Source organism: Halomonas sp. BDJS001, assembly GCF_026104355.1.
In the GTDB taxonomy this organism is placed as follows: Bacteria; Pseudomonadota; Gammaproteobacteria; order Pseudomonadales; family Halomonadaceae; genus Vreelandella.
This window is the reverse complement of the sequence record NZ_CP110535.1, coordinates 3,142,579-3,168,555: the sequence shown is the minus strand read 5'-3', so window position 1 is coordinate 3,168,555 and position 25,977 is coordinate 3,142,579. Positions and strand designations below refer to the sequence as shown.

At 55.7% G+C, this 25,977-nt stretch carries 23 protein-coding genes and 4 pseudogenes; 12 read left to right on the top strand and 15 right to left on the bottom strand.

Annotation, left to right across the window (positions count from 1 at the left end):
- Positions 1–38: 38 nt before the first annotated feature.
- Positions 39–3,671, bottom strand: coding sequence for an exodeoxyribonuclease V subunit gamma (gene recC, locus OM794_RS14685; RefSeq protein ID WP_226247076.1), 3,633 nt, complete (start codon positions 3,669–3,671; stop codon positions 39–41).
- Between the two features lie 178 nt (positions 3,672–3,849).
- On the opposite strand from recC, the gene OM794_RS14680 reads away from it, so the two are divergent.
- Together OM794_RS14680 and OM794_RS14675 are read left to right on the top strand one after the other, a co-directional pair.
- On the top strand, positions 3,850–4,281 hold the full coding sequence (locus OM794_RS14680) for an MbcA/ParS/Xre antitoxin family protein (protein WP_226247075.1): 432 nt from the start codon (positions 3,850–3,852) through the stop codon (positions 4,279–4,281).
- Positions 4,278–4,796: an RES family NAD+ phosphorylase gene (locus OM794_RS14675; RefSeq protein WP_226247074.1), complete on the top strand. Its 519-nt coding sequence runs from the start codon at positions 4,278–4,280 to the stop codon at positions 4,794–4,796. Before OM794_RS14680 ends, OM794_RS14675 begins: the two co-directional genes overlap by 4 nt.
- Before the next feature lie 93 nt (positions 4,797–4,889).
- Here OM794_RS14675 and OM794_RS14670 read toward each other — a convergent pair whose 3' ends face one another.
- Together OM794_RS14670 and OM794_RS14665 are read right to left on the bottom strand one after the other, a co-directional pair.
- Positions 4,890–5,204 (bottom strand): addiction module antidote protein, encoded by a 315-nt coding sequence (locus OM794_RS14670; protein WP_226247073.1) that lies wholly within the window; start codon positions 5,202–5,204, stop codon positions 4,890–4,892.
- A gap of 4 nt (positions 5,205–5,208) precedes the next feature.
- Positions 5,209–5,385 (bottom strand): type II toxin-antitoxin system RelE/ParE family toxin, encoded by a 177-nt coding sequence (locus tag OM794_RS14665; protein ID WP_319001054.1) that lies wholly within the window; start codon positions 5,383–5,385, stop codon positions 5,209–5,211.
- A gap of 260 nt (positions 5,386–5,645) precedes the next feature.
- On the opposite strand from OM794_RS14665, the gene ilvD reads away from it, so the two are divergent.
- The 4 genes from ilvD to OM794_RS14650 all read left to right on the top strand — a co-directional run bounded on the left by ilvD (position 5,646) and on the right by OM794_RS14650 (position 9,213).
- Complete coding sequence (gene ilvD / locus OM794_RS14660) at positions 5,646–7,328, top strand: dihydroxy-acid dehydratase (RefSeq protein ID WP_226247072.1); 1,683 nt, start codon at positions 5,646–5,648, stop codon at positions 7,326–7,328.
- Between the two features lie 112 nt (positions 7,329–7,440).
- A complete protein-coding gene (gene chrA / locus OM794_RS14655; RefSeq protein ID WP_226247071.1) occupies positions 7,441–8,637 on the top strand; it encodes a chromate efflux transporter in 1,197 nt (398 codons plus the stop codon).
- Entirely contained in the window at positions 8,638–8,994 is a 357-nt protein-coding gene (locus tag OM794_RS23400) for a hypothetical protein (RefSeq protein WP_413927722.1), read from the top strand.
- Between the two features lie 42 nt (positions 8,995–9,036).
- The gene (locus OM794_RS14650) at positions 9,037–9,213 is read left to right on the top strand and encodes a hypothetical protein (RefSeq protein ID WP_226247069.1); all 177 of its coding nucleotides are present in this window, start codon (positions 9,037–9,039) and stop codon (positions 9,211–9,213) included.
- A 54-nt stretch (positions 9,214–9,267) separates the two neighbouring features.
- On the opposite strand, the gene OM794_RS14645 is transcribed toward OM794_RS14650, so the two are convergent.
- Positions 9,268–9,540: an XRE family transcriptional regulator gene (locus OM794_RS14645; RefSeq protein ID WP_008958942.1), complete on the bottom strand. Its 273-nt coding sequence runs from the start codon at positions 9,538–9,540 to the stop codon at positions 9,268–9,270.
- Between the two features lie 220 nt (positions 9,541–9,760).
- Here OM794_RS14645 and purE point away from each other — a divergent pair, with 220 nt between their 5' ends.
- A complete protein-coding gene (gene purE, locus OM794_RS14640; RefSeq protein ID WP_226247068.1) occupies positions 9,761–10,276 on the top strand; it encodes a 5-(carboxyamino)imidazole ribonucleotide mutase in 516 nt (171 codons plus the stop codon).
- An 11-nt stretch (positions 10,277–10,287) separates the two neighbouring features.
- Entirely contained in the window at positions 10,288–11,457 is a 1,170-nt protein-coding gene (locus tag OM794_RS14635; RefSeq protein ID WP_265153835.1) for a 5-(carboxyamino)imidazole ribonucleotide synthase, read from the top strand.
- A gap of 67 nt (positions 11,458–11,524) precedes the next feature.
- Here the strand turns inward: OM794_RS14635 and OM794_RS14630 are convergent, their stop codons facing one another.
- The 7 genes and pseudogenes from OM794_RS14630 to OM794_RS14600 form a co-directional block, all read right to left on the bottom strand.
- A complete protein-coding gene (locus OM794_RS14630; protein WP_226247067.1) occupies positions 11,525–12,328 on the bottom strand; it encodes a TraX family protein in 804 nt (267 codons plus the stop codon).
- Between the two features lie 150 nt (positions 12,329–12,478).
- Positions 12,479–13,252 carry a transporter substrate-binding domain-containing protein gene (locus OM794_RS14625; RefSeq protein WP_226247066.1) on the bottom strand — a complete coding sequence of 258 codons (774 nt, stop codon included), beginning with the start codon at positions 13,250–13,252 and terminating at the stop codon, positions 12,479–12,481.
- Between the two features lie 181 nt (positions 13,253–13,433).
- Entirely contained in the window at positions 13,434–14,165 is a 732-nt protein-coding gene (locus OM794_RS14620; protein ID WP_226247065.1) for an ABC transporter permease, read from the bottom strand.
- Between the two features lies 1 nt (position 14,166).
- Positions 14,167–14,867 (bottom strand): annotated as a pseudogene (locus tag OM794_RS14615) (ABC transporter permease).
- A 15-nt stretch (positions 14,868–14,882) separates the two neighbouring features.
- Positions 14,883–15,652: pseudogene (locus OM794_RS14610) on the bottom strand (ABC transporter ATP-binding protein).
- 208 nt (positions 15,653–15,860) lie between these two features.
- A complete protein-coding gene (locus OM794_RS14605) occupies positions 15,861–16,838 on the bottom strand; it encodes a succinylglutamate desuccinylase (RefSeq protein WP_226247063.1) in 978 nt (325 codons plus the stop codon).
- Positions 16,839–17,071: 233 nt separating this feature from the next.
- Positions 17,072–17,512: a hemerythrin domain-containing protein gene (locus OM794_RS14600; RefSeq protein ID WP_226247062.1), complete on the bottom strand. Its 441-nt coding sequence runs from the start codon at positions 17,510–17,512 to the stop codon at positions 17,072–17,074.
- Between the two features lie 212 nt (positions 17,513–17,724).
- Between OM794_RS14600 and wrbA the strand changes: the two genes are divergently transcribed.
- Positions 17,725–18,324 carry an NAD(P)H:quinone oxidoreductase gene (gene wrbA, locus OM794_RS14595; protein WP_226247061.1) on the top strand — a complete coding sequence of 200 codons (600 nt, stop codon included), beginning with the start codon at positions 17,725–17,727 and terminating at the stop codon, positions 18,322–18,324.
- A gap of 108 nt (positions 18,325–18,432) precedes the next feature.
- Here the strand turns inward: wrbA and OM794_RS14590 are convergent, their stop codons facing one another.
- Together OM794_RS14590 and OM794_RS14585 are read right to left on the bottom strand one after the other, a co-directional pair.
- The gene (locus OM794_RS14590) at positions 18,433–19,461 is read right to left on the bottom strand and encodes an SMP-30/gluconolactonase/LRE family protein (protein ID WP_226247060.1); all 1,029 of its coding nucleotides are present in this window, start codon (positions 19,459–19,461) and stop codon (positions 18,433–18,435) included.
- A gap of 160 nt (positions 19,462–19,621) precedes the next feature.
- Positions 19,622–20,695: a tartrate dehydrogenase gene (locus OM794_RS14585; RefSeq protein ID WP_226247059.1), complete on the bottom strand. Its 1,074-nt coding sequence runs from the start codon at positions 20,693–20,695 to the stop codon at positions 19,622–19,624.
- A 177-nt stretch (positions 20,696–20,872) separates the two neighbouring features.
- Between OM794_RS14585 and OM794_RS14580 the strand changes: the two are divergent.
- Positions 20,873–21,810, top strand: a pseudogene (locus OM794_RS14580) (LysR family transcriptional regulator).
- A 4-nt stretch (positions 21,811–21,814) separates the two neighbouring features.
- Here OM794_RS14580 and OM794_RS14575 read toward each other — a convergent pair.
- Positions 21,815–22,350 (bottom strand): annotated as a pseudogene (locus tag OM794_RS14575) (lipocalin family protein).
- Positions 22,351–22,478: 128 nt separating this feature from the next.
- On the opposite strand from OM794_RS14575, the gene OM794_RS14570 reads away from it, so the two are divergent.
- Together OM794_RS14570 and OM794_RS14565 are read left to right on the top strand one after the other, a co-directional pair.
- Complete coding sequence (locus tag OM794_RS14570) at positions 22,479–22,907, top strand: secondary thiamine-phosphate synthase enzyme YjbQ (protein ID WP_226247057.1); 429 nt, start codon at positions 22,479–22,481, stop codon at positions 22,905–22,907.
- 107 nt (positions 22,908–23,014) lie between these two features.
- A complete protein-coding gene (locus OM794_RS14565) occupies positions 23,015–25,261 on the top strand; it encodes a glycosyltransferase (RefSeq protein ID WP_226247056.1) in 2,247 nt (748 codons plus the stop codon).
- On the opposite strand, the gene OM794_RS14560 is transcribed toward OM794_RS14565, so the two are convergent.
- Complete coding sequence (locus OM794_RS14560) at positions 25,243–25,947, bottom strand: TVP38/TMEM64 family protein (protein WP_226247055.1); 705 nt, start codon at positions 25,945–25,947, stop codon at positions 25,243–25,245. The genes OM794_RS14565 and OM794_RS14560 overlap by 19 nt on opposite strands.
- Between the last annotated feature and the right edge of the window lie 30 nt (positions 25,948–25,977).

Below are 25,977 nucleotides of genomic sequence, written 5' to 3'. Positions count from 1 at the left end.
TTTCGCTGATCGTTTATTCCTGGTTCGGTAACGTTAAGTCACCCCTTGACCGAACGGTGCAGCGGCGCGTAGAGCGCCTCGGTCAGCGTGACGAAGCTATGCCCTAGGGCGCGCTCGTTAAACAGTCGCTCAAAACTAGGCCATTGGTGGGAAAGGTAGGCGCTTTGGGCGACTTCCCCGGTTTGGAAGCGGCCGCCTTCGTAGGCGGTTTCGGCGGCGGCGTAGGCGTCGCTGTCGGGTTCTGATTCGGGAGTGCCCAGCTTGGCGAGCCAAGCGAAAGCTGCCTGGGGGGCCAGCGGTAGCGGGGCCTGCATACCATCGCACCAGGCGCTGAGTAGGTTTTGTAGCTGGTAGTGTGCATTCTCGGCGTCTAGCGGTTCCAGCCGTACATGGCCCGCTTTTGAGAGTAGCTGGGTGGTCATCGGCCGCTCAATGTTGCCCGCCAAGTGGGCGACCCAGGGGGGGAGCAGGTGCTGCCAGCGGTACTGGCCACGACCGCGCCCTTGGCTGACCAGGCTACTGCTGAGCAGTAGCAGCCGGCAGCGGTTGCCTTCACTATCCTGGCGAAGCTCTCCCAGCCAGTCTTCCAGTGTTACCCTTCCTTGAGCTCTTTCAACAATGCTTTCTTCAACAACATGCACCGCCTGTGGTGCGGCTACTGCGTGGGGCCACTCTTGCAGTGCGTCTTCGTAAGCATCAAACAGCGCCTCCATCGGTTCCGCCAGCGCTTCGCGCATCCGTTCACCAAAGGCGCCTACGGCCAGCACGCCCTGGCCTTTAAAGCGTTCCAGTGCCGCATGCAGCGCTTCGATACGCGGCTGGCCGTTATCCACGGCGTGGCGCTGGGCGGCGATTAGCTGATCCTGTAGTTGCCAGTTCTGTAGCCCGTCCAGGGTGAAGGGCTCTACATCCAGTTGAGTGAGTTCTTCCTGCTCGAAGTAGACCCCTAGCCGGTTATTGAAAAACGCTTTGGCCGGTTCACGCAGAAAGCCGCCTAGCTGGGCCAGAGTTAAGGTGTTCTGTTGTTCCCTGTCCGCCTTAAGCTCAGGTGCTTTTGAGCCTTGGGTACTTTCGCTACGCGGGACGTGTAGGGCGTGCCATTCATGCGCGTAAGTAAAGAGCCTAGCTTGAGCGGGGGAGTCGCTGGCGTGTTCGGTAAAGTAGCGGCGGCTAAATGGTTGCAGCGGGTGCTCGGTAGTCAGGGCTTCCAGCAACGGCTCGCCGGTTTGCGTTCGCCAGCCCGCTGCCAAATGGTCGCGCAGTTGGCCCACCAGCACCGAGGGTGGCATTGGGTTGTTGTCGATCTGGCTGCGGCCGACCCAGCTAATGTAGAGCTGCTGGCGGGCAGAGAGCAGTGCTTCCAGAAACAGGTAGCGGTCATCTTCGCGGCGGGAGCGGTCACCGGGTCGGTAGTCACTGCCCATCAGGTCGAAGTCCATCGGCGGCTGGGAACGCGGATACTCGCCGTCGTTCATGCCCAGCAGGCACACATGCTTGAAGGGAATCGCCCGCATCGGCATCAGGGTAGCGAAGTTTACCGCCCCAGCAAGAAACCGCTGGGAGAGGCTGTGCTCATCGATTTGCCCCAGCCAGTGTTCACGCACCATGGAGAGCGGCATTGGGTCAAAAAGCTCGGCTTCTTCGGTACTGTCCAGTAGCTGCTGAAGCGCGGTTTCCAGCTTGGTGAGCATGACGCTCTCTTGGGCGTCGTCGGTCAGGAAGTAGGTTTCCAGTAGCTCCCGCAGCCGGGCCACCCAGGTGGCGGCATCAGTGGGCTGGCAGAACGTTTCCCAGGTGTTTTCCAGCTTTTCCAACAGGCTCGCCAGCGGGCCTGCCAGTGAGGCTTCCAGACCACCAATGTCATCGAATGGCTCGATGCCTTGCCAAGCGTCGGCGCTGCCTACCGTATACCCCAGCAGCAGGCGGCGCAGGCCAAACGCCCAGGTGTTTTGGGTGAGGCCCTCGGGTAGATCCAGCCGAGTGCGCTGTTCGGCATTGAGTCCCCAGCGGATACCCGCGCCCTCGATCCATCGGCTGAGGGTGGGCAGGTCGTGCTCATCAATGCCAAAACGGGTGCGCAGCGCGGGGACTTCCAGCAGGTCTAACAGGTCGCTTACCGAGAGGCGCAGTTCCGGCAGGCGCAGCAGTTTTTCCAGCGCAATCATCAGCGGCAGGCGGTGGCGGCTGGCCTGATCCGACAGCGTATAGGGAATGTAGCGCGGGTCGTCGGGGCGGGCGTTAAACGCATAGCTGCTGAAAGCGGAGCGGTACTGGCCGAAGACGGCTTCAATATGCGGCGCGTAGCGGTCGATGTCCGGCACCATGACGATGATATCCCGCGGGCGCAGGTCTGGGTCGGCGCTGAAGGCCGCGAGCAGTTGATCGTGAAGAATCTCCACTTCCCGCTGGGGGCCGTGGGCGATATGAAACACGATAGAGGCGTCGCTGGCCGGGTCTAAGGCGGGCCAGTGGGTTTGGGTCTCTGCTACCGGGCGCAGCTCGCGGATATCGTCCTGGAGCTGGCTGAGCAGGCAACTGTGTTCGCCATCGCTAAACGGCTCGAACATATCGATGCGCAGCGCCTGCTGCTCGAATAGCGTTTGGTAGTTGCCCGAATCGTCGTGTTCATCGAGCAGGCGCAGGTAGTCGCGTCCTTGCTTGCCCCAGGCGGCCAGCAGCGGTTGGGCGTGCAGGTGCAGGGCATCACTGGCGTCGCCAGTGCCCAAAACATCTAACGCATCGGGCATGCCTGCCTTGCGCCGCTGGCGGTAGCGGCTCGCGCGTAGCAGGTCTTTGTGTTCGATAATATCCGCCCAGTAGAACTGGCAGGGGTTGTGCACGCAGAGCACGATTTGGCAGCAGCGCGATAGCGCCGCCAGTGCTTCTAATGTCTGTTGCGGCAGCGAGGAGATGCCGAAAATAATCAGCCGCCGGGGCAGGCCGTGTGGGCAGTCCTGGCCTTCAAGCTGAACGGCGGCTTCCAGAAAGCGGCTGTGCACCTGGGCGCGGCTGCTGTTAAGGCCTGCATCGCCAAGATTATTAGCCACATCATCGCGTAGTGCGCGCCACAGCTCTGGCTGCCACAGCTGGTGTTCTTCCAGCGGGCGGGCTTCGCCACGGGCGGTGATCAGCACATCGTTGCCCTTCGCCCAGGCGTCCAGCCAGTCGGCACGATACACCTGATACTGATCGAACAGATCCGCCAACCGCTCGGCCAATTGGTAGTGCTTGCGCTGGTCGCGGTCGACCTCTAAAAAGCGCGCCAGCGGTGCGAACGCTTCCTGCTCGGCTAGACTGGGTAGTAGGCGCAATAAGCGCCATATCAACCGCGACTTATCAAACGGCGAGGTTTCGGGCACTGCCTGCTCGTCATGGGTCAGCTGCGTCAGCACCGTGCGGTAGGCCTGCCATAAAAAACGCGCAGGTAGCGTGACGTTGAGTGCCGCCGCTATACCTGCGCCGCCTTGGGCCTGGTCTTCAGCCAGCGCCAGCTTCAGCCACTGCCCGATACCGTTGCTCTGCACCAGAATGGTCTCATTCTCCAGCGGGCCGAGCGGATGGAGACGCATCCACTCTACCGCCAAGCCGCGCAAATCTTCCAGGCGATTGGCATGCACTACCATAAAGCCCGGCGTTAGCGGCGTTTGTGAAAGTGGCGAGTTTGCAGACATGCACGGTGTTCCTTAATGGATGGTTCCTTCACGGCGGTGGCGGAGAGGTTAAGTGTATGGTGCCATAAGTTTAGTTCTGAAGCTTGAAACCCTAGCGTCCTGCTTTAGATTTGCTATGATGAAAATACGATGCATATGAGTTGCATATTGGCTGTATAAGCGTAGCAGGAGGTTGCCCATGGCAATTGACACTGTAAAAGAATCCCTTAATGAGTCATCCGGGTATCTGGTGCCTGATTCGTTTGAGCGGTTTTTGGCTGATTTGAAGGGCGCTGCTCGAGAAGATCGCCACCCACTGATTAACCCGAAGTTGTTTGCCAGTGCATTGAGCATCGATATCCAAACGCTTGCTAGTCAAGCGCACGTGCATCGTACGACGATCTCACGTGCTCAGGGGGCAGAAAAACTTCAACGTTATCTTCGTGATGCACTTCGTGTGCTCGGTGCAGCGGCGGATATTAATGGTGACTTTCATGACGCTCTGTTTTGGTTTCGCAACGAGCCGCTTAGCGCATTTGACTATAAAACACCCGAGCAACTCGTAAGTGAAGGGCGCGCAGAAGACTTGTTGCGCTATGTTCAGGCGCTGCAAGCAGGTGTAGCGGGATGATAGTGCTGCCGGAGCTGAAAACTCAGGCATACCGTGTACATGTTCCGCGCTGGGCATTTTCGCCTACTAGTGGGGCTGGAGCGAGAGAGCATGGAGGAAGGCTAAACCGAGTTGGCGTCGATGCATTATACTTGTCGCTAGAGGAGCAAACAGCGTTAGCGGAGTACAAACAGCTTTCTGCATTAATGCCACCTGGGCTGATTGTTAGCTATACGGTCAGCGTGACGACTATTATCGATTTTCGATCAGGCTATAACTCGAAATGGGATAGCCTCTGGCAAGAGCTTAACTGTGACTGGCGTAAGTATTGGTTTAATCAGCGTATTGAGCCGCCTAGCTGGTTACTAGGCGATATGGCGTTGGAGCAAGGTGTTAAAGGAATACTGTTTCCTTCTTTGGCACATGCTTCAGGTACTAATCTTGTCCTCTATACCGAAACGTTAACAGAATACGATAGTCTAGAGGTCTATGATCCGAAAGGTGATTTGCCCCACAACGCGCGCTCCTGGCAGTAATTGTTTTATTTTGATCTTCTTTTAAGACAGAGGTCATGTTGTAGAGCTAGGTATCATAAGTTAATCGTTTTCCGCGATGCTCGCTAGGCCGTCCTAGCTGCCCGCTTCTGGCCGCGATAGCGGTTTAATAGATAGGCGCATTCCCAAGGAATTAGCGACCTTGCTGATGGTCGAAAATGCAGGATTGCCTTCCCCCGAAAGAGCTTTATAGAGCCCTTCCCGGCTCATTCCAACGTCTTTGGCGAGTTGGCTCATGTTGCGGGCACGGGCGATATCACCAAGTGCGGCGGCAAGAAGAGCAGGATCATTTTCTTCCATTACTGCATCAAGATAGGCCGCAATATCTTCCTCAGTTTGAAGATAATCAGCAGTATCGTAGTGACTGAAAGTAACATTAGGAACGGTCATGGGGTTACTCCTTCCATTGCGCGGCAATGGCTTTGGCCTTTTCGATATCATGGGGCTGACTGGTTTTATCACCACCGCATAGCAGCACCACGATCACAGGCCCCTTGGTAATATAATAGACGCGGTAGCCTGGCCCATAAGGAATTCGCAGTTCAGAAACGCCTTTACCGACCGGCTTCACATCTCCGCTTCAACCTTGGCGCGGGCACGGATATCGCGAAGCTCTCGTAGCCATCTATCGAAGACATCGGTTTTAATCAACTCGACCATATTGATAACTATAGTTGGCAGTTCTGCGAGTGTCAACTTTGGTTGACGCCTAATCAAAAGCAAAGAAACGATGGGGGAACGCTATGATGTCAGGAGTTAATCATCTTGCGGGATGCGATATATATCGCCAAGCTATGCGGATACTGTGAGCCAAGCAAAGAGGAATCCCCAATGAGCGAGTCATCGCAAAACTCCCGCCGCCACTCTTCCCAAGTGGTCGATGGCCCCGGCAAAGCCGCCAGCCGCGCCATGCTGCGCGCCGTGGGCTTTAACGACGAAGATTTCAAAAAGCCTCAGGTGGGGATTGCTTCTACCTGGAGCATGGTGACGCCGTGCAATAGCCATATTAATGAACTGGCCGAATTTGCCCGCGATGGCGCCGATGCGGGCGGTGGTAAGGGTGTGATTTTCAATACCATCACCATTTCCGATGGTATTGCCAACGGCACCGAAGGGATGAAGTACTCGTTGGTATCGCGGGAAGTAATCGCCGATTCCATCGAAACCGTCGCCGGTTGTGAAGGCTTTGATGGCCTCGTGGCCATTGGTGGCTGCGATAAGAATATGCCCGGTTGCCTGATGGGGCTGGCGCGTTTGAATCGCCCCAGCGTGTTCGTCTATGGCGGCACCATTATGCCCGGCAAGGGGCATACCGATATCGTTTCGGTCTTCGAGGCCATGGGCGCGCACTCCCGTGGTGATATCGACCTGATCGAGCTTAAGAACATCGAAGAAACGGCGATCCCTGGCCCTGGCTCCTGTGGTGGCATGTACACCGCCAACACTATGGCCTCGGCCATTGAAGCCTTGGGCATGAGCCTGCCGGGTAGCTCGGCGCAAAATGCCATCTCTCAAGAGAAGCGCGACGACTGTAAAGCGGCGGGTGAGGCGGTGCTGGCGCTGCTGGCCGACGATATCAAACCTTCCGATATTATGACCCGGGAAGCGTTTGAGAACGCCATTACTGTGGTGATTGCTCTGGGCGGTTCTACCAATGCAGTGCTCCATCTGATCGCCATGGCGCGCACCATTGGCGTTGAGCTGTCGTTGGCCGATTTTACCGAGATTGGTAAGCGTGTGCCGGTACTCGCTGACCTGCGCCCCAGCGGCCACTATATGATGAGCGAACTGGTGGCGATTGGCGGTATTCAGCCGCTGATGAAGATCCTGCTGGACGCGGGTCTGCTCAACGGCAACTGTTTGACCGTCACTGGTAAAACGCTGGAAGAGAACCTGGCCGAGGTCGCGCCTTATCCTGCCGAGCCGCCGATCATCGCACCGCTGGGCAATCCGGTTAAAACCGAAAGCCATCTGCGCATGCTCTATGGCAACCTTGCTCCGGAAGGTGCGGTAGCCAAGATTACCGGCAAAGAGGGTACTCGGTTTTCTGGTTCTGCGCGGGTGTTCGGCTCCGAGGAAGAGGCCCAGGCGCGCATTAACGATGGCACTGTAGTTGCCGGCGATGTGGTGGTGATTCGCTATGAAGGACCGAAAGGTGGTCCCGGTATGCGCGAAATGCTCACACCGACCTCGGCGATTATGGGCCGTGGTTTGGGTAACGATGTGGCGCTGATTACCGATGGACGCTTCTCCGGTGGCAGTCACGGTTTTGTGGTCGGCCATGTGTCACCGGAAGCTTTTGACGGCGGCCCGCTGGCGCTGGTGGAAGATGGCGATACCATCACCATTGATGCCGAAGCGGATACCATCGACGTTGACCTCTCCGATGAAGAGTTGATGCGCCGCCGCGCTGCCTGGCAGCAGCCAGAACCCCGCTATACACGGGGTGTGCTGGCTAAGTATGCGCGTTTGGTTAGCTCGGCCAGCACCGGCGCGGTGACCGACCAGGAGTAATCCGTGTTGCCGCTATGAACGTATCGTCATGAACATGCTGTCATAAACAATTAAAGCGCAAGGCTTACTATAAGAGCCTTGCGCTTTTTTATTGGGATAACAGGTGGCCGAAATGGTGGAGCAATCGCAGGTACGCGGGCGTATAGGTGAGGTGTTTTGGGTATTTTTAGCACTCGGCTTAACGTCCTTTGGCGGTCCGGTAGCGCACCTGGGGTATTTTCGCACGGCCTTTGTGGAGCGCCGCCAGTGGCTCTCTGAGCAGGCCTACGCAGATCTAGTGGCGCTGTGTCAGTTCTTGCCGGGGCCAGCCAGCAGTCAGGTGGGCTTTGCCCTGGGCTTACTGCGTGCGGGGCCTTGGGGAGCTGCCATGGCGTGGCTAGCGTTTACACTGCCCTCGGCAATTATCCTGGTGCTGTTTGCGTTTGGCGCGGCGGTGCTGGATGGCCCCGTTGCCAGTGGCATTATCCACGGCTTAAAAGTGGTGGCGGTGGCGATTGTAGCCCATGCGGTGTGGGGGATGGCGCGCAATCTCTGCCCGGATAAAACCCGCACGGGAATCGCGCTTGCGGCGGTGTTTACAGTGGTATTGGTCAGCGGCCCGCTGGGCCAGGTCGCGGCGATTATCTTGGGGGGCTTGGTCGGGCTAGCGCTGTGTCGCGAAAGTTCTGCTGTCACAGCAAGTGAATCGCTGCATTTTCCGGTAACGCGGAAGGCAGGCATGGTGGCGCTGGGAATGTTCGCAGGGCTATTGATTCTGCTGCCGCTATTGGCGGGAATGGCTGCGTGGCTGGATATCGCCGATGCGTTTTATCGTTCAGGTGCATTAGTGTTTGGCGGCGGGCACGTGGTGCTGCCGCTGTTGGAAGCGGAAGTGGTGCAATCGGGCTGGGTGACGCCGGATGAGTTTTTGGCTGGTTACGGTGCCGCCCAGGCGGTACCGGGGCCGCTGTTTACCTTTGCGGCTTATTTAGGCGCGCTGCTGCCTGGGGTTAATGGTTTAGTTAGTGTTTTGCTAGCGCTATTGGCCATCTTCATTCCTGGCTTTTTGTTATTGGTGGGCGTGCTGCCTTTCTGGAACCAATTTCGTCAGTGGGGCAGTGCCCAGGCGCTAATGCGCGGTGCCAATGCCGCAGTGGTGGGCATTTTAGGTGCAGCGCTTTACCAGCCGGTATGGACGAGCGCGATCATTGGTGCGGAAGAGTTTGCCCTGGCGCTTACCGGTTTCTTGCTATTAACCGTATGGAAGTTGCCCGCTTGGGTAGTGGTGGCCCTATTGGCGGTTGCAGGGGTATTTATTCCTCTTCAGTAGATGTCGATGCTTCAAACTGCAGGCATGATGGTTAATAACCTAACGCTTGTATCGCGTGCGTCTCAAGTTTTACCTACTCAGTGGTTATCTTCTACGCTGGTAAAGGTGCAATTAATGGCAAACTTGGGAGACGTCACTATGACTGACATGGGAGTGTGTGCTTGTACGGGCTGTGAGCATCAGGTCTCCAGCGAGCATGCGGCTATCAGTGAAGGGCGCACCTATTGCTGTACTGCATGTGCCGCTGGCCACCCTGCAGGAAGGGAGTGTATTCATGAGGGGTGCGCCTGCAATGAACTTAATCGTCCCCCGGCTGGGGAAGAGGTAATGGAAGAGCCCAGTAATATGCAGTTTTAACCAACTACATCGCTTTGCTGCAACATTGACAAGGAGTCTGCAATGTCTAGACAAGCTCGTATCGACCCCGTTATTGATGCCGACGATCTAAAAGAGACTGTCACAGGGTGGCTGGTGATTGATGAGACAGTGCCCGAAAACGAAGTCGTCGTTTCCGAACATACCTCCAAAAAGGAGGCTATTCAGGCTGCAGAGGCGTTAGAGCAGCGCGAAGATTAACGGTTATCGAAAGATAAAACGCCTCGCTTAAGCGAGGCGTTGATTGGCTCTCGGCTATGGCGCCTCCAGCTCTAAGGTGCGACGCAGGGCGTGAAGTTCATCTACCCCCAGGTGCTCTAGCCTTCCGGCGAGCAAGTCGCTAATTTTTTGAACGGGAAGTCCTGCCCGGCGGGCAATTTCTCGGCTTCCTAGGTCTGATACGGCGATCAGACGCGTGATGATACGCATTAATCGCGTACGTTTTTCAAGTTCCCTGACGTCGAGGTCAGGGCTGCTTCGCGGAGGATCAAGCTGTTCCGCAGTGGCAGTTGCGCGTGCCGTGCTCATGTGGCTCCATCAGTCTGAAATGACAATCACACAATGCCGCCAACTGGTGCGTATTTCAATGCCTATTTTGATGAAAATTTCACGACCTCGACAAAGCCCGCAAACGCCGTGGCTCTGGTAGACTATCCGCCTTCCAATTTTGATGTGTGCCTGATGCAGCGCACGCTGTTTTTTTAATTCGGTTTCGCTTTTTTTAGGCCGTTGGGCCGAGGAGTTTTGCATGTCGTCGAACAGCGCACCCAAGGTGGGCGTGATCATGGGATCCAAGTCTGATTGGCCGGTCATGGAGCATGCGGTCTCCATGCTGGAGCGTTTGGGCGTGGCTTATGAAACCCGTGTGGTCTCGGCGCACCGCACGCCTGACCTGCTGTTCGATTATGCCAAGAGTGCTGCTGAGCGTGGCTTACAGGTCATTGTCGCGGGTGCGGGCGGTGCTGCGCACCTGCCAGGTATGGTGGCCTCGCAAACACCGCTACCTGTGCTGGGTGTGCCGGTGGAGTCGAAAGCCCTTAAAGGCTTGGATTCACTGCTCTCCATTGCCCAGATGCCCGGCGGCATCGCGGTGGGCACCCTGGCGATTGGCAAAGCGGGCGCCACCAATGCGGGATTGCTGGCGGCGCAGATTGTTGGACTACAGGATGCGTCCGTACGCAGCGCGGTTGAAGCGTTTCGCGCAGAGCAGACACAAAAAGTCCTCGATAACCCTGATCCGCGCCCCGAGCCGGAAGCGGAATAAGGAGCCTGTCCATGAACTCTGGTATTGCAAAGAGCGCCGTCGTCAAAACCGACGTTGCAAAAAACATCGGCGTACTTGGCGCAGGCCAATTAGGGCGTATGTTGGCGCTGGCAGGTTATCCGCTGGGGAATCGTTTTACCTTTCTGGATACCACCGGTCACCCCAGTGCAGGTATCGGGGAAGTGATTGTCGATCCTGACAACCAGCACTTGGCTGAGTTTTTGGCCAAGGTTGATGTGGTGACTTACGAGTTTGAACACCTTCCTGTTCAACTGGTGCGTGAAATTGAACAACACAAACCGGTCTATCCCAGCAGCCGCGCCATTGAAGTGTGCCAGAACCGGGTCGAGGAGAAGACGCTGTTTGATCGTTTAGGCATCCCCACACCCGCTTACCGGGTGGTCGAGAGCGCCGAGCAGCTCGAAGCGGCCGCCCGTGAATTGGGTTGCCCGGTGGTGGCTAAGTCGGTCACTGAAGGTTACGACGGCAAGGGACAGGCGGTATTAAAACAGCCAGAGCAGGCTTTCGAGGCGTGGAGCGCTATCGGTCATTCACAGTTGGTCGTTGAAGCATTCGTCGACTTCGTGCGTGAAGTCTCGATGATTGCCGTGCGCGGTCGCGATGGTGAGGTGGTGTTCTATCCCATGGCCGAAAACCAGCATGTGGATGGCATTCTCCGCTACTCCGTGGCACCACTGCCTGACCTGGATGCCAGCGTTCAGCAGACCGCTGATGGCTATATTCGGGCGCTGTTGGATGAGCTGGATTACGTGGGTGTGCTGGCGCTAGAGCTGTTTCAAACCCGCGATGGCAGTCTGCTGGCCAATGAAATGGCCCCCCGGGTGCATAACTCCGGCCACTGGACGATGGACGGCGCAGTGACCAGCCAGTTTGAAAACCACCTGCGGGCGATACAGGGCTTACCCTTAGGCGATACCCAGGCGATTGCGCCTACCTGCATGATTAACGTGATTGGTCGTGAAGGCGACAACGCAGCGATTCTGGCGCTTGCTAATACACATCTGCATCGCTATGACAAAGCTGAGCGCGCCGGCCGCAAGCTCGCCCACGTGAATATCCTCGCGCCTAATCATGCCGAACTACTGGAAAAAGTGAACGCCTGCAGCGCGTTACTACCGGAGGCGCCAACTCCAGCCTTAAGCTTTTCCATTAAGCAGTAGCTACTGAAGCCGCTTATTATTCGGGCGGCTTTTTACGCTCAGTTGTTTTTCAGATTGAGACGGCTAGTTAAGCCAACTGACCGATGAGCAGTAGCCATAAGGCGATTAATGCAAAGTGGCCGGGGTACCAGGCCAGCCATAAACGGCGTGGCATAACCAAACGGACAGGTGGGATTCGTTGCGCTACGCCTGCGGCAAGCAACAGCACGATGACACACGTGCCTACGGTAAACGACTTGGCCATATCAGAGGCATTCATCTGCCCGGCTATCCAGAGTACTGGAAAGGCCGCTAAGCCTGCCCATAAGCGCGCCTGAAAGTGGCTCTCTGCCTGGCTCAAGGCGTGCATGGCGAACATTAACAGCGGAATCAGCAGCAGCCCGTTGTGCCCGTATTCCACCCAGAATCCGAGCAAGTACCAAACGGTAACGCCTACCGCCGCGCCTGCTAACAGCCAGGGTAAACCTAACGTTTGCTGCTGGTAGTGTTGCCAGCCTTGACGCACTAAGGTGCCTAGGGCTAAACCACTGGCCAGGGTAAAGCAGACGTTGAGGATAAAGGCGTCTGATGCACGGGGCATCATCATATAGGGAAGTTGGGCGACCAAGCCGATAACCAAAATTCGTCGTGAGTAGCGTAGCGGGTTGCGGGTATTAAACAGCCCGTGCCAGGCCACCATGGCGGCAAACAGCGGAAAGGCGATACGGCCAATGGAAGATCCCGCCCAGCTTAAATCCCAGTCCCCGGGCAGCACATAGCGCGTGAGGTGATCCACGGTCATGGTGATCAGTGCCAGCCACTGCCCCCAGCCGGTCCAATGGGAAGAAGGGCGAGGGAGCGTGCCTGCATGCGGGCTAGTCGAGTGAGCCATAAAACCTCCGTGTTGAACATGCGCAATGATACACAGACAGAGGTCGCTTTACCTAGTTCACTGAATTGGCTACGTTTGACAGAAACGCATCACCCCGGCATTTGCCGGGGTGATGGTTGTTGTGACAGCCATTCAAGCTTGCTGTGAGGATTACTCGGCTTCACCAAAATAACGGGTATAGATTTCGTCGTAAGTGCCATCTTCTTGCACTTCAGCCAGGGCTTCGTTGAACTTCTCGGCGAGCGCTTCATCGCGCTGACGGAAGGCGATGCCAAAACCGTCACCGAAGTACTCTTTAGGCTCACTGATGCGCTCGCCAATCACCACGTACTCAGCATCTTCGCTTTCCAGCAGCGTGGATTGGCCAATCGGGAAGTCGAGGAATACGATGTCCAGACGCTCAGCTTCCATATCCAGCACCATATCGTCGGCAGTGGAGTAGCGGCTAATCTCGGCCACGTCACTAAAATTATCGGTGACGTAGTTGTCCTGCAGGGTGCCACGCTGAACGCCGATGGTCATGCCTTCCAGCGTCTCTTCAGTGGCTTCGCTGATGCCCAGGTCGCTGGCAGCAAACCATGCTGAGGGCATAGTGATGTAGGGGTCAGAGAACAGCACTTGCTCGCGACGCTCGTCGTTAATGGTCATTGACGACATGATGGCGTCGTAGTTGCGTGACATTAGGCCGGGAATGATGCCGTCCCACTCCTGCTCGATCCACTCGCAGGTAACGCCCATACGGTCACACAGCTCGTTACCCAGGTCGATGTCAAAACCAGTGAGTTCTCCTTCAGCGGTGCGGAACTCCATAGGCTCGTAAGGAACGTCAACGCCAATGCGCACGTTTTCGTAATCACGCGCCTGTGCCGAGGAAGCGGCGGCTACTGCCAAGCCTAGCAGTGAAAGGGATAGTAGTTTTTTCATCTTATTACTCCGTAGAAAGCGGGTTCACTTGAAAGAGAGCCCCGTTTTTAACTGACAAATAGTTGTTAGCCGACAATTAAACTAACCCAGGTTGGCGTTGACGAAAAGGGGGCGTTGGCTTGTGAACCAACGTTTGTTTGATGGTTGCACCGTTTTTCCATCATCGACCGCTTTTCCATGATTAAGCATCTTGCGGCCGCAGGTGTGCGAGTAGCTTTTTCTCTAAATAGCGGAAGAAGAACAAAATCGCGAAGGTTAAGCATAGATAAATCGCAGCCACGAACAGAAACGCTTCGAACGGCGCGTAGTAGCGGGCGTAGACAAAGCGAGCGGCACCGGTGAGATCCATCAGCGTCACCACGCTGGCAATAGCGCTGGCGTGAAGCATAAAAATCACTTCGTTACCGTAGGCGGGCAGGGCGCGACGAAAGGCGCTGGGTAAGATGATGCGGCGCATCATCAGGCTCTGCGACATGCCATAGGCGCGGGCGGCCTCAATCTCGCCTTTAGCCGTGGATTTGATGGCGCCGCGAAAAATCTCGGTGGTGTAGGCGGCGGTATTCAGCGTGAAGGCAATCAGCGCTGGATAGAAGGCTTCACGCAGCACTGGCCACAAAAAACTCTCTTGGATACCGTCAACAAAGACCACGCCGTAGTAGATGATATAGAGCTGAATCAACAGCGGTGTGCCACGAAATACATAGGTATACAGATAAACCGGCAGACTAATCCATCTATGCTTGGAGCTGCGCATAATGGCCAGCGGTACGGCCAGAATTAACCCTGCCACAAGCGATAAAAATACCAGTTGCGTGGTCGTGACCAAGCCTTCCCAGTAGTATCCCATTGTATTGGCGGTGAAGATGGTGTTGCCAGCGAGAAGGTCATTGAACCAGGTGGAAATATCGAGCATATCACTGACCTCCAAAGCCGATGTCGTAGTGTTTCTGCAGGCGCGCGAAAATCCATTCAGACACGCTGGCGATGAGCAGGTACGCTATGGCGACGGGTAGCAAAAAGGTAAACGGCTCGTGGGTCGCCCGGGAGGCTTCCGCGGCCACACGCACCATATCGGTTAAGCCAATGACCGACACCAGTGCGGTGGTTTTGAGCAGTACCATCCAGTTATTAGATAACCCCGGCAGCGCGTGGCGCATCATTTGCGGAAAGCGAATGCGTCGAAACACCAGACCATCGCTCATGCCATAGGCTTTACCGGCTTCAATCTGGCCGCTATCCACCGCCATAAAGGCGCCCCTGAAGGTCTCGCCCATATAAGCGCCGAAGATAAACCCAATGGTAATGACGCCTGCCGCGAAGGCATTGAAATTAATGTATATATCGATGCCGTAATCGTAATAGAGAATATCGCTGATGGCGTTAACGCCAATCTGGCCGCCAAAAACAGCAGCATCATCAAGACAAGATCGGGTACGCCGCGAATAAGTGTGGTGTAAACCGTTGCCGTGCGTCTTAAAAACCAGTTGCGCGACATCTTTGCACTGGCGGTCAGTAGCCCCAAAATAATCGCTAAAATCAGCGACAGCACCGCTAATTGGATGGTGACGCCTGCCCCCTCGATCAGCCGGGGACCATAACCTTGCAAATCAATCATGGTGAGCCTCGCGGATCAGTATTTAGGTGCCAGGAACTGCTGCAGACGCGGTGATTGCGGGTTTTCTAGCACTTGCGCTGGGGGGCCGGCTTCTTCCACCAGACCTTGGTGAAGGTAAATCACTTGGCTGGAGACATCCCGGGCAAATCCCATCTCGTGCGTCACCACCACCATGGTGCGGCCCTCTTCAGCGAGGCCGTGCATGACTTTCAACACATCACCCACCAGTTCAGGGTCAAGGGCAGAGGTGGGCTCGTCAAACAGCATTACTTCTGGATCCATCGCCAGTGCGCGAGCGATCGCACCGCGCTGCTGCTGGCCGCCGGACATTTGTGCAGGGTAGGCGTTTGCGCGGGCGGTTAAGCCCACCCGATCGAGCAAGGCGTGAGCCTGTTCCAAGGCCTCTTTTTAGGTTTTTTCAGCACATGTATCGGCGCTTCGATGATGTTCTCCAACAGCGTCATATGCGCCCACAAGTTAAAGCTCTGGAACACCATGGAGAGCTTGGCACGCATCTGTACCACCTGTTTCCAATCGGCGGGTTCACGGCCGTGCTTAGTGGTTTTAAAGCGAATAGGTTCGCCATGAACAATGAGGTCGCCCTCATCGGGCTGTTCCAGTAAGTTCATACAGCGCAAAAAAGTACTTTTACCCGACCCAGAGGCACCAATCAGGGTAATCACATCGCCCTTTTGGGCTTGTAGTGAAAGACCTTTCAGAACTTCCGTATCGCCAAAGCGTTTTTTAATATTACGCACTTCAAGGGGAGTAGGCGTAGCGGCCATATCATTGGCTCCAGTACAGAGTTGCCGCAGCAACATATGGGTTTGATGCGGCTGGCGCGAAAAAAGGGGCGATTCTATCAGGCTGGGCGCATTATGCGCGCTTTCCTTATAACATTATGCACTCGACGATAGTCGAATCGACATCGACAGCCCATTTATCGCCTCACCATTATTATTGTCTTAATTAAAGTAGTTCCGGCTTGGGGGATTAAACGATAGGCGCCACCAACAGCGCGGCGCGGGCGCCCACTTCTACCTGGGCATTGGGAAACACCACATAGAGGGGAGTATCGCCTACCCGGAATTCACCCGCCTTAGCGTCTTGGGCCAGCAGTGTACCCGGCTCAAAGCAGCTGAAGTTGGCCGTGTCCTCGGCAAAGCAGAGTGTAAACTCCTCCGAGTGACGCATTAACTCGTGTTGAACCTGGAAAAACTGCATTTGCGTGGTGGGCTGATTCGGCGGCGTATGTCCTTCACTCAGCGCGGTGAGTAGTGTGCGCATCGGTTGCAATGATGCCATATCGTTGTGGCCAAAAGGCGCTACCCGCCCTAGCTCAAAGGTAAATGCCTGAGCGCCATGATAGTGCTTGCTGTAGTGGGAGAACGTCCAACTGTGCTGGTGTTGATGTAGCACCGCCTGCATATCCGCCGCCGCTAACCAGCCCCACTGCTCGGCAGCGGTGGAAGATTCGGCAAAGGGTTCCACGACGAAACGGGGGTAGCGGCTATCCCGAATGGCGGTATGTAGGTCGTAGTGCAGTTTGGGTCGCCCGGAATGGCGGGCATAAAAACCATCCACCGCGGCCATTAATTCCCTGGCGCGATCTGGTTCCTCCCCCTTGGCGGTGAGTTCACGGCTAAATAGCCGGTTTAAATTGGTGGTCAGAAAACGCTGCTGCGCCTTAAGCGCGGGCAGGTTGCCTAAAATCACCAGCACGGGCGCGGCAAGCGATATGCTGCCTGCTTCTACGCCGCTTAACCACTCTCCTATCAATTCAACCGGCGCAGTCTCATTGCCGTGGATGGCCGCTGAAAAGATGCACGCGTGAGCGCCCTCCCTAGCCGTGTTGGGAGAGAGTTCCAAAATGCCAGGCGCATGCAAATGGTAAGTGCCGCTGGCGAAGACGCCTTGGCTGGTGGTGGGGAGTTGCCCATCAAGCGACCAGTCGAGCCATTGGCCTAGCATTGTCGCTCCTCAGTTAACTGTTTTGAGTATCGTTGTCAGTATAAAAGCGAGCCTAGGTTTACCATGCTGGGCGTATGCCACAAGCCTGCAGGTCGTTCGCGTGTAAAAGCCTAGCGTATTCGTGAAAAAGCGTAATCATGAGACAAGCGGGAACTGACAAGTAGCTTTCTTTAATCGCTAACAACAAAAAACGCCCATGGTGTGCATGAGCGTTTTTCAATTTGTTCATCCAGTTACGCTGAACGCTGACGCTGCATCTCTTCTTGGTACTCCCCAGCGAGAGACGTCTTCTGTTTATCTTGCAGGCCCCGGCCAGCCAATTGGAAAACCTCTTGCTCCTCTTCATCGAGGTGATGGGTGACTAAATCCTGGAGCTGTTTGGCGTGGGTGAGCCAATGAGTTGCGCTGTAGTCAGTTTCATCGAGCAGTTCTAAAAGCTCATCAATTTCATGATGTTCAGCAACGCTATGGCGGGCTTTTTCCTGGGTCAGGTCAATCGACATCATCGGGATATAGAGCGCCCGCTCTTCGGCGGCGGCGTGATAGCGCAATTCGGCACGCACCTGCTGGTATAGGTTATCGCGCTCGTCGCTATCTCCATGTGTTTCAACTAAGCGGGCGAGCAGATCGCGCTGAATGTCGTGATCCTGGCGCAGGGCTTCAAAAATCGTCATTCCAGACTCCTTGGATACGTTTGATGTAGGCACGTCAAAAGTTAGTGGTGGTTGGCGTAAAGTGCAAGGTGGCGTGCGTCGATGAAATCGACGCCCACGGACGAAAACATTCGCTTTTTTCTACGTTTAAGTGCGCTATGTTGTTTGTATTACCTTTTGGGCGAGGCCCATTGCGCGACTCATTAATGAAGGTCTAAGTGAAGGAGATAGTAATGACGAAGGTACTGGTACTCTATTATTCCATGTATGGTCATATCGATACGCTGGCCAAGGCCGTGGCAGAAGGTGCAAAAGGGGTAAGCGGCGTAGAGGTCACCGTCAAGCGCGTGCCGGAAACCATGCCTGACGAAGCATTCAAGAATGCAGGCGGTAAGCAGGATTACGATACGCTGGAAGCGACGCCTCAAGAGCTTGCCGATTATGATGCGATTATCTTCGGCACTCCGACCCGCTTCGGTAATATGGCCGGCCAAATGCGTACTTTCCTGGATCAAACCGGTGGTCTATGGGCGAATGGCGCACTGCGTGGCAAAGTCGCCAGCGTGTTCACCTCTACCGGTACGGGCGGGGGCGATGAAATGACCATTACCTCTACCTGGACCACGCTCGCCCACCACGGTATGATCATTGTGCCGATTGGTTACGGCCTAGAAGAGCAGTTTGATATTTCTAAGGTAAGCGGTGGTACACCATACGGCGCCGCAACGCTGGCCGGTGGCGATGGTTCGCGCCAGCCGGACGAGCGGGAACTGAAAATTGCCCGTTTCCAGGGCGAGCTGGTCGCGAAAACGGCGGCTAAACTGGCCAGTTAATGGGCTCACTAGCCAAGCCATATACGAGTTAGTCATGGTAAAAGCCTCGCTGGACATAACCAGCGAGGCTTTTTGGGTTGGGATATGGAGGCTGGGATTATCGCCTTACTACGCTCCTCGCGCTGCCGTGTAAATGGTGTAGACAGATTGACTGGCCGTCATAAATAGCCGATTGCGGCCCTTGCCCGCAAAACACACGTTTGAGCAGACTTCGGGTAGCAATACTCGGCCCAGCAGGGTGCCTTCCGGTGAAAAGACCACTACTCCGTCGATACCTTCGCCACCATTGGCACTTGACCAGATATTGCCATCCTCGTCGCAGGCCATACCGTCGAAAATCGTGTCTTCGCTGGTCACGATAACTTGCCGATCGCTGACACTGCGCCCCTCATCCCCCAGCGACCAGCGAATAATTCGCGCGGGTTCGTCGAAATGGGTGGGGGCACTGTCACTGGCGTAGAATCCCTCGCCATCCGGCGTTAATACAATACCGTTTGGCTTATAAATATCGTCGGTCAGCATGATGGGCTCATCCAGGCTGTCATCGACGTAATAGATGGCCGTTTCTAGCTCCAGGTCTCGTTTTTTGCCCTCGTAATCGAAGTGAGCTCCATAGCCTGGATCGGTGAAGATCACTCCTCCAGAGGGCAGTGCCACCACGTCATTGGGGGCATTGAGCGGTTTGCCCTGATAGCGGTCGGCGAGCACCGTTGTGCTGCCGTCCCACTCGTAGCGCAAAACGCGTGAGGGGTAGTGTTCGCAAGCAATTAGCCGACCCTGGTGGTCGAAAGTATTGCCGTTAGAGTACCCGACATTGTCTCTCAAAATGCTGACTTCACCAGTGGATTCGTCCCAGCGCATCTGCTTGGCACGGGGTATGTCGCTGAACACGACATAACGACCTACGGCGTTCCATGCTGGCCCCTCTGTCCACAGTCCTCCACTCCAGTGGCGCTCTAGAGGAGTGTTAAAAATCATGTAATCACTAAAGCGGGAATCTTCGACTTTCCAGGCATCAATTGGGTAGCGTTCCGGGGTGGAGCCTGGTGAGCTCTGCATAGCAAAAAGCTGGGGCGATGTGCCAACAGCGGCCAGGGCGGCCGATGCCGAAAGGAACTGACGGCGTCCAAGTTTCATAGCATTGTCCTGATGGTTGTTTGTTGATGTTGTTATGAGCGGAGTGAAACTAACGTTTCTTCCACCCTCAGGACAAATGTAGAACATAGGTGCTCGAAGAGCATACATAGGCTGTCCGATTGGGTTCAATCGGACAGCCAAATGCTATGACATAGCTGTGTCAGTGCGAAATAGCGTTGGCAATTGCCTTGCCTAGGCTTGCAGTGGTGCCTTCGCCACCCACATCCCGGGTAAGTACGGTGGTATCGCCTTCACTCAACACGTTTTCAATGGCGGTTACCATTGCATCGCCCGCTTCTTTATAGCCCAGGTGCTCCAGCATCATCGCGCCTGACCAGATCTGACCGATCGGGTTGGCGATACCCTTACCGGCGATATCCGGCGCGCTGCCGTGTACGGGTTCAAACAGGCTGGGAAAGTTGCCTTCCGGGTTGATGTTGGCCGAAGGCGCAATGCCAATGGTGCCGGTGCAGGCGGGGCCGAGATCAGAAAGAATATCGCCGAACAGGTTGCTGCCTACCACTACATCAAACCAATCCGGGTGAAGAACGAAGTTGGCGGTGAGAATATCGATATGAAATTTATCCACTGCAATCTCAGGGTAGCCCTTGGCCATTTCGACCACCCGTTCATCCCAGTAGGGCATGGTGATAGAGATGCCGTTGGACTTGGTCGCAGAGGTGAGCTTTTTACGCGGGCGGGTTTGGGCCAGCTCAAAGGCGTACTTCAGTACCCGGTCAACGCCGGTGCGGGTCATAACGGTGTCTTGAATCACCACTTCCCGGTCGGTGCCTTCAAACATTTTACCGCCAACGCTTGAGTACTCGCCTTCGGTGTTCTCACGCACGACGTAAAAGTCGATATCGCCGGGTTTCCGGCCTGCCAGCGGGCTTTTGATCCCAGGCATGAGCTTGCAGGGGCGCAGGTTGATGTACTGATCAAAGCGGCGCCGGAATTGCAGTAGCGAGCCCCACAGGGAAATATGGTCGGGCACTTTATCCGGCCAGCCCACCGCGCCATAAAATAGCGCATCGAAGCCTTTTAACTGCTCAAACCAATCATCCGGCAACATCTGGCCGTGTTCGAGATAGTAGTCGCAGCTACCAAACTCAAAAGTGGTGAACTCGAGATCGATATTAAACCGCCTGGCGGTGGCCTCAAGGGCGCGAATGCCTTCGGGCATGACTTCGGTGCCGATGCCGTCACCGGCGATAATGGCGATACGGTGGGTCATACTGGTTCCTTATCTTGTGGGTTGCTTTTTATGCTTGTGAGTCGTGAGTCGTGAGTCGTGAGTCGTGAGTTGTGAATAGTAAGTAGTAAGTAGAGTGTAGCGGCTATTTTGGTGGAGATAATCAGGCTACTATTCAAGCTATTGTTGCGTAAAAGTATAGAATGGCTGGGGAGAGGCATGGCGCATCTGGATGATTTGGCTTTTTTTCAGCTCTTGGCGCGGGCAGGTAGCCTCACCGCGACGGCTCGTGAGCTGGGAGTGTCGCTCTCGGCGGTGAGCAAGCGGCTTAAACAGTTGGAAGCGCGCCTGGGGGTAGAGCTGGCGTCCCGCACCACGCGGCGGTTGACGCTGACGGCGGAGGGGGAGCGCTATCTGGCCCGTGGCGCTTTGATTTTAGATGAGCTGGGTGAACTGGAAAACTCACTGGGTGAGGGGCTGACCAAGCACTTAGCGGGCGTTTGCGGGTTAACGCCACCTTTGGCTTTGGCCGTCGTCATATCGCGCCACTGCTGTCGCGCTTTTGTGCCGAACACCCCGAGGTGGAAGGGTGGTTAGAGTTAACCAATTTTCCGCTCAATTTGAGCGACCATGGTTTTGATATTGGTATTCGCGTGGGTGAGCCGCCGGAATCGCGCTTGGTCGCTCGGCGTATTCTGGCCAATCGGCGGGTGCTCTGTGCGTCGCCTGCCTACATTGCCATGGCGCCGCCTCTGCAAGTACCGGCAGATTTACAGCAGCACGCCTGTTTGGTGATTCGCGAGAACGACAGTGACTTTCCACTTTGGCGCTTTGAACAAAACGATCAGCCTGCACAAGGAGGCGTTGGCAAGGTGCAGTCGATAAAGGTCAGCGGTCGATTAGCCAGCAACGATGGAGAGGTCATTACCCGCTTAGCCTTGGACGGCCACGGTATCATGCTGCGCTCCTGGTGGGACGTGAACGAACACCTTGCCAGCGGTGCATTAGTTGAACTGCTGCCTGGCTGGCAAGGCGTGAGGGCGGATTTTTACGCGGTGTTCGAGCAGCGCCGCCATGTGCCCGCCCGGCTACGCGCTTTTATCGATTATATTCAGTGTGAGATGACCGGCAGGGTCTCGGCGCTGCCAGCGGGATAAGGCGTTATCGGCTGGGGCACGCCTCGCCCTGGGTAATGTCGATCAATTCATCGGTGGGGAAATCCAGTTCGGCTGCTCGCTGGCGCAGGTGGTTTTCTGCCGCGCTATCCATCTCCGGCGTGCGCGAAAGGATCCACAGGTAGTCACGGTTAGGGCCTGCCACTAGCGCCCATTGGTACTCCTCATCCAGCGCAAGGACGTTATAGCCGCCGTAGAAGGGGCCAAAAAACTCACTTTCAGGCGCCCGACGTTTTCGTCATCAATAAAGTAGGCGCGGCCTTCGGCTTCATCCCACGCTTGCTCCTCAAGGTTGTAACCGCGGTTGATCACTCGCACACCGCCGTCATCGCGCAGGCTGTAAGTGGCGGTAACGCAGTCAAGACCGCGTTCAAAGGAGTGATCCAGGCGAGCTATTTCGTACCACTGGCCCAGGTAGCGGTCTAGCTCAAAGCCCGTGACGGGCTCGGTGCCATCAGGGATGCCGGTACACCCCGTGAGTAGGGCCATGGTGATGACACTGCTTCCTAGCACTGCTTTCATTAACGCGCTCCTTGGCGAAAAATCATCGGGATCGGCTATCTTAAGGACTATTTGACGCTATTTTGCCATACAAGAAGAGCACGTTGGTGATGTCGTGCCGTTATTAAACAGCAAACAAAGGAGTGTTTATGTGGTTCCAACAAGAGATCCATTTCCCCGAAGTGGCGCGCGGTTTTCATTTGATTACGGATGATATAGCCCGCGCGCTGCCATGCTTAAACGACTGCCATATTGGCATGCTGCATTTGCAACTGATGCATACCTCTGCCTCGTTAACGCTCAATGAGAACACTGATCCGGATGTGCGCCACGATTTAGATGCGTTTCTGCGTCGACTGGTGCCCGAAGATTTACCCTATTTCCGCCACACCCTGGAGGGGCCTGATGATATGCCCGCCCATGTAGCCGCTAGCCTGTTGGGTACACAGCTTACCCTGGCGGTGAGGGATGGACGCCTGGCCTTAGGTACCTGGCAGGGCATATGGCTGGGGGAACACCGCAATCAAGCGGGGCCACGGCGGTTACTGGCTACCCTAAACGGGTGCGAGGCGCGCTAACCTGGGCCGCCAACTCTAGGCAGCGTTGCTGTATAGTAAAGGCGTTTTTAGGCTCAAACCGCCAGCGTGGCGGCTACATCATGTTTATTATTGAAAAGCGCTTTTAAATGCCTCGACGCTCCTTTTTTCGCCTTTCCCGTCAGCGCTGGTTGCGGCTGTTCTTTTACCTTAATCTCGCCCTGGTGGTGGGGCTAATTGCTCACCAAATTTGGTTGTATGTCGCAGAACCCAAATTTGAGTCGGTGCATACCCTTGAAGTGGCTGATATACGCGAGGTACTGAGGGATCGAACCGACTACCGCTTTGCGGTGGTGGGCAATATCAATAACTCGGTAAACGTGTTTCAGGAGGAGATTGTGCCGCTCATCAATCAGGGCGGTATCGACTTTCTGGTTTCTGCGGGCAATGCCGTGAATGGAGGGCGACAGGAGAGCTACCAAGCGATCTATCAGAGCCTGGAGACGCTCAATGTCCCTTACTTACTCACCTACGGCGAAAACGAAGATAGTGATTTTGGTAGCTACTTGTTTTACGAATACTTTGGCCCCCATTTTTACTCCTTTGTCGCGGGTAATAGCCACTTTATCTTCCTTGACGGCACCGGGAAGTCTTCTACCTCCTGGCAGCTTGATTGGTTGGAGCGGGAGCTTGCGGCCTCAGAAGCACAACATAAATTTTTGTTTGTTGGTTTGCCGCTGCACACTGTGGTGAGCGACGCGCCGCTGTTTGAAGCGGACAATTACCTCAATGATCCCCGCCTGGCTGATGGAATTATGGCGCTGGCGGAGGCGCACGATGTCGATACCGTGTTCTCCGCCAACCTGACGCTTTTCTCTAAGCAGACGGTTAATGGGGTGGATTACGTCACCACCGGTGGTGCGGGCGGCATCCTGATCGATGCCGACAGTAGCTTTCACCACTACGTTATCGTCGATGTCGACAGTGACAGTGTGACTATTGCACCAGTACGTTTGAACGTGAATAGCCCTGGCTGGTGGCGGATGCTGAGTAGTGTGGCTTCTACGGTGTATGCATTTTTCTACGTGAGCTATACCCGGTTTTTGCTGATTGTGGGGGTATTGGCGCTGCTCGCGATGCGCTTGCATCGGCTGATTTTTGAAGATCGCGACTACTACCCCGATTTTGATATCGACCCGACGCCTTTCCTGGGTAAATCTTTGCGCGTAGCGATGGTGTCTAATAACTACTTCCCCTTTGTGTCGGGGGTGTCGGTCTCCGTGGATCGACTGCGCAATGGCTTATGTGATCTAGGCCACACCATCCAACTGTTTGTGCCGCGCTACCGAGAAACGTGGCAGGACGACAGTTCGATAAGACGCATCCCCACGCTGATGGCGTTTGGCCAGAAGGGCGAGTTCCGGTTAACCAATCCCTTTAGCGCGCGTTTTCGCCGCTGCCTACGGGCGTTCGGGCCTGATCTTATTCACGTCCACCACCCTTTTTGGCTCGGTTCCATGGGGCTGTTTATGGGCCGTCGGCTCAAGGTGCCGGTGATCTACACCTATCACACCCGCCTGGAGCACTATGCCCACTTTGTGCCATTGCCCGGTGCGCTGTTTCGTAATCTGATCTCGCACTACCTGATCAAGCGCTTTTCCAACCGCTGCCAAGGGGTGATTGTGCCGACCCACTCCGCAGAGGAGTATCTGCGCATGATAGGGGTGAAAACCCCCACGCTGGTGCAACCCACGGGCATAGATGTTGCTCGGTTTGCCCAGGTTGAAAGGAGTGCGTTGGAAGCGTTGCGCGAGCAATTAGGTATCGACCCTGCGAGCAAAATATTGATCAGCGTCTCGCGGATTAGCAAGGAGAAAAATATTGGCTTTATGCTGGAAGCCCTCGCCGAGCTTAAGGCACAGGGGCACGCCGATGTTCATCTTCTCCTGATTGGTGATGGGCCGGATCGAGCGGCGATTCAAAAACAAATCGATACTTTGAAACTGACCTCGCAGGTCACCTTGGCAGGAGCGGTGCCGCCGGAGCGCATGGCACTTTATTACCATCTAGGCGATATATTTGTGTTCGCTTCGACTTCAGAAACCCAGGGCATGGTGATTCTTGAGGCGATGTCGGCGGGGTTGCCCGTCGTGGCGGTGCGTTCCAGCGGTATCGATGACGTGGTACGCCAGGGAGTAAACGGCTTCAAAACACCGCAAAATCGCCAAGCGTGGGGGCAGCAAGTGGTGAAGTTAAAAGATAACGCAGAGCTACGCCAGCAATTGGGCAAGCAGGCCAGCCACTTTGCTGAGGAGTTCGATATCGTCAATTTCGCCTCAGCCGTGGCGAGCTTTTACGCTGAGGTGCTGGCCAAGTATCACTCGCCCTCACGGTGAGGCTGTTTTTTTGCTGCTTGGCGATGGCTGGCATAACGTTTAAGGCCTATTAACAGGCCGACTCCGGCAGCGAGTCCGACAGCCGCGAGGATGAGTTCTTTAGCTGAAGCCGCGGTGAAAAGGGCGCCGAGTTGGCTGCCCAATAGGATCACCGCTGCCAACCCAGGCACGATACCCAGGGTGGAGCCAATCATATAGTCGCGGAACTTGAGGTGGAAGGCGCCCGCCAGCATATTGGTGAGTGTGAACGGGGCCAGCGGCAGCAGGTTGATCACCGTCATGGTACGAATGCCGCGCTTCGATAGATAGCCGGAGAGGCCGCGTAGATGGCGCCCGCCATAGTGCATGAGCGCCTCTCGACCTAGCCAGTGGCCTACCCAGTAAGATACAACCGACGACGTCAATGTTCCTAACGTGGCGTACACCAGCCCCCATATCGGGCCAAATAGTAAGCCTGTTATGACGACCAGTAGGCTAAGCGGAAACATCACCAACAGGGCGCTGGCGTAAGTGACCATCACCGCGGCAAACATCCAGGGCGCGGTACGCCACTGGCGAACGTAGCCGATCAATTCGCTAAGCCGCGCCTGGGTGAGTAGGTCGTAGCGCTGCAGTAACTGCCACATGACGCCCAGCAGCACGACGACTACCAGCAGGCCTACGCCCTTGCTCAATGTCCGCGACATGCCCCCCTCCCATCGGCGAAAAAAGCGCTA

Bases quoted from the DNA above. Each gene is read 5' to 3' on its own strand.
- OM794_RS14645 (WP_008958942.1), bottom strand. From the start codon at position 9,540: ATGAGCACGGCACGCGCAACTGCCACTGCGGAACAGCTTGATCCTCCG.
- OM794_RS14590 (WP_226247060.1), bottom strand. From the start codon at position 19,461: ATGAAACTTGGACGCCGTCAGTTCCTTTCGGCATCGGCCGCCCTGGCC.
- OM794_RS14585 (WP_226247059.1), bottom strand. From the start codon at position 20,695: ATGACCCACCGTATCGCCATTATCGCCGGTGACGGCATCGGCACCGAA.
- OM794_RS14565 (WP_226247056.1), top strand. From the start codon at position 23,015: ATGCCTCGACGCTCCTTTTTTCGCCTTTCCCGTCAGCGCTGGTTGCGG.
- OM794_RS14635 (WP_265153835.1), top strand. From the start codon at position 10,288: ATGAACTCTGGTATTGCAAAGAGCGCCGTCGTCAAAACCGACGTTGCA.
- OM794_RS14605 (WP_226247063.1), bottom strand. From the start codon at position 16,838: ATGCTAGGCCAATGGCTCGACTGGTCGCTTGATGGGCAACTCCCCACC.
- wrbA (WP_226247061.1), top strand. From the start codon at position 17,725: ATGACGAAGGTACTGGTACTCTATTATTCCATGTATGGTCATATCGAT.
- OM794_RS14625 (WP_226247066.1), bottom strand. From the start codon at position 13,252: ATGAAAAAACTACTATCCCTTTCACTGCTAGGCTTGGCAGTAGCCGCC.
- OM794_RS14560 (WP_226247055.1), bottom strand. From the start codon at position 25,947: ATGTCGCGGACATTGAGCAAGGGCGTAGGCCTGCTGGTAGTCGTCGTG.
- OM794_RS14630 (WP_226247067.1), bottom strand. From the start codon at position 12,328: ATGGCTCACTCGACTAGCCCGCATGCAGGCACGCTCCCTCGCCCTTCT.
- OM794_RS14600 (WP_226247062.1), bottom strand. From the start codon at position 17,512: ATGACGATTTTTGAAGCCCTGCGCCAGGATCACGACATTCAGCGCGAT.
- OM794_RS14650 (WP_226247069.1), top strand. From the start codon at position 9,037: ATGTCTAGACAAGCTCGTATCGACCCCGTTATTGATGCCGACGATCTA.
- OM794_RS14570 (WP_226247057.1), top strand. From the start codon at position 22,479: ATGTGGTTCCAACAAGAGATCCATTTCCCCGAAGTGGCGCGCGGTTTT.
- OM794_RS23400 (WP_413927722.1), top strand. From the start codon at position 8,638: ATGTCGATGCTTCAAACTGCAGGCATGATGGTTAATAACCTAACGCTT.
- chrA (WP_226247071.1), top strand. From the start codon at position 7,441: ATGGTGGAGCAATCGCAGGTACGCGGGCGTATAGGTGAGGTGTTTTGG.
- OM794_RS14670 (WP_226247073.1), bottom strand. From the start codon at position 5,204: ATGACCGTTCCTAATGTTACTTTCAGTCACTACGATACTGCTGATTAT.
- OM794_RS14675 (WP_226247074.1), top strand. From the start codon at position 4,278: ATGATAGTGCTGCCGGAGCTGAAAACTCAGGCATACCGTGTACATGTT.
- OM794_RS14620 (WP_226247065.1), bottom strand. From the start codon at position 14,165: ATGCTCGATATTTCCACCTGGTTCAATGACCTTCTCGCTGGCAACACC.
- ilvD (WP_226247072.1), top strand. From the start codon at position 5,646: ATGAGCGAGTCATCGCAAAACTCCCGCCGCCACTCTTCCCAAGTGGTC.
- recC (WP_226247076.1), bottom strand. From the start codon at position 3,671: ATGTCTGCAAACTCGCCACTTTCACAAACGCCGCTAACGCCGGGCTTT.
- OM794_RS14680 (WP_226247075.1), top strand. From the start codon at position 3,850: ATGGCAATTGACACTGTAAAAGAATCCCTTAATGAGTCATCCGGGTAT.
- purE (WP_226247068.1), top strand. From the start codon at position 9,761: ATGTCGTCGAACAGCGCACCCAAGGTGGGCGTGATCATGGGATCCAAG.